2 protein-coding genes are annotated in these 2052 nt (G+C 48.1%); both read right to left on the reverse strand.

Translation table 11 applies throughout. From position 1 onward, the window contains the following. Positions 1-171 precede the first annotated feature (171 nt). Positions 172-1356: a GLUG motif-containing protein gene (locus BN161_RS13485; protein WP_044267061.1), complete on the reverse strand. Its 1185-nt coding sequence runs from the start codon at positions 1354-1356 to the stop codon at positions 172-174. Between the two features lie 38 nt (positions 1357-1394). After that, a partial coding sequence (locus BN161_RS29870; protein ID WP_044267063.1) for a hypothetical protein occupies positions 1395-2052 on the reverse strand: 658 nt, incomplete at its 5' end.

A 2052-nucleotide genomic window follows, 5' to 3' on the forward strand; every position in this document is an offset into this window, starting at 1 on the left:
CGTTGCACCGGGCAGTTCCAGCCGGAAGCTCGCCCTGCCGCTATCATCCGGAGAAGCGCCCGCGTCACCCTCATTGTTGCATCCCGTCAGCAAGGCTGCCAAGCCGAGGGACAAAAGGAAAAGTTTATTCTTTATCATAGTTGAAATATTAAATGTTTTCCATGTCTGATTCTACGGTTTCTCGGGATAAGGTCCGCTCTCGGTTACAGGAGTACCGTCAACGGTAATGGTGCCACCACCCGGTATACAAAAGGCAATAACTATATCTCCGGGGCTGCCTTCCGTTATGCTATTGTTCGTCAGCGTGATGGGCATCTTGGCATCCCCTAAAGCCAAACTTATAATGCCTCCCCTACGGTCATTGTCATAATCGGAAGATACATTTCCCTTATTCTGGTTGTCGCTTATCGTGACAGTTCCTGTATTTATGTTGAAAGTACAAAGTTGTCCTATAATACCTCCCATATTATTTTTGCTATTATATTCTCCGAAGGTTGTTATAACCTCTCCGCTATTTATGTTATTGCTCACTGTTATCGTTTCACGAGCGTAAACATTTCCGGCTATTCCTCCTAAATACCCACCATTAGATATGGACGTATAAGCTATTTTCCCTTTATTCACATTCTCGCTTAAAGTAGATGTAGCGGATTCTCTACTAATCAATTCTCCAACTATTCCTCCGATAGCGATTAGTATAGTGTTGTTTCCGGTGTTCTTAATGGCTCCCTCGTTCGTGCAGTCTTTGATAAGCGTATTTTCGGCATATCCGGCAATGCCTCCGGCTACAAGTTGTTCTCCTCCGACCACAAGTGTGCAGGCATTGTGGCAGTTTTCTATGGTACTTCCTTTTGCTTGCCCCACGAGGCCTCCAAAACGGCAATTGGTATTTACAGGCCCCAATCCGCTTACGTAGCCACGGATGGTTATGTTTTTCACTGTTCCGCCATTATTCAGGTAGTTGATAAAGCCAACGTACCGTTCCGTATCGCCATTATTGGCATAGACGCCTCGCACGGTGTGTCCGTTGCCGTCCAGTGTGCCCTGAAACCCGTTATCGAAATGTCCTATCTGCGGCCATAAATGACTTTTCAGGTCTATATCCGTGGTCAGGGTGAAGGTATAGCCGCTGAAAGTCTTCTGATTGGTGGCATCGCTCTGTTGGGCCAGCCATGCCAGTTGGGCGGCAGAAGTTATTGTTACTTCTCCCGGCGTTTCGGTATAATCTGCCGGCTGGGTAATGGTTGTTCCGTCCCAAATGGAAATCAAATCTTTGCCTGTTTCGGGTGAATCCCATTCCGGGGTAAGCGTGCATGCCATATCGGCATTGTAAAGGTCACTGAATGCACCTCTCATATTGGTTTTATAGTTCCTCTGCAAAGGTACGTTTGAGATTATCTTGGTAGATTCGTATTCAGTGTAATGTTGAGATTCTGTGTGCTTGCCGTAGCCGATGGTGCAATGATATAGCTGGTGGCAATGGTGGTTTCGTTTTCCACCTTATCTATATTAGTGAAAACATGTGTGGTGGTAATGCTCGCAATTTCACCGGTGCTCCAGTCTCCCACGTTCAGTTGGAAAGTAGTCGGAAATACAACAGTCAGCGTATTGCCTGCCGCTGTCAAGGGTTTCGTCTGAATGTAATTCACCTTTGCCACGGCATGATTGAGCCGGATGGTGTAGGCATCTGCACTGGAAACTCCGGCAGTCACCTGCGTCGTTCCTCCGTATGCCGGATTGGCGGGACAGACGTCGGTTTGTATCTTTATGGCTTTCAGGTCGGCAGCTTCATACTCATCGTTCACTGCGTTATCCGGTGTGCCGTTGTCCGCCCAAAAGAGGCAAGTGTAGGTGTTGCCGTAGGTTAGCGATACGTCAAATGTTCCATTATCCTGCTCTATATGCATAAGGGGAGTGCCACTTGCGACGCTGCTGCTTGGATAGACTTCCATAATGTAGCGCGTAGGTGTATAAGTGTCACCCGCCGCACGTGTCGTTGCACCGGGCAGTTCCAGCCGGAAGCTTGTCCTGCCGCTATCATCCGGAGAAGCA

It is taken from the genome of Bacteroides timonensis (genome assembly GCF_000513195.1).
GTDB lineage: Bacteria > Bacteroidota > Bacteroidia > Bacteroidales > Bacteroidaceae > Bacteroides > Bacteroides timonensis.

What these genes read in the sequence shown, in the direction of transcription:
- BN161_RS13485 (WP_044267061.1), bottom strand. Translation starts at nt 1,356, where the DNA reads ATGAGAGGTGCATTCAGTGACCTTTACAATGCCGATATGGCATGCACG.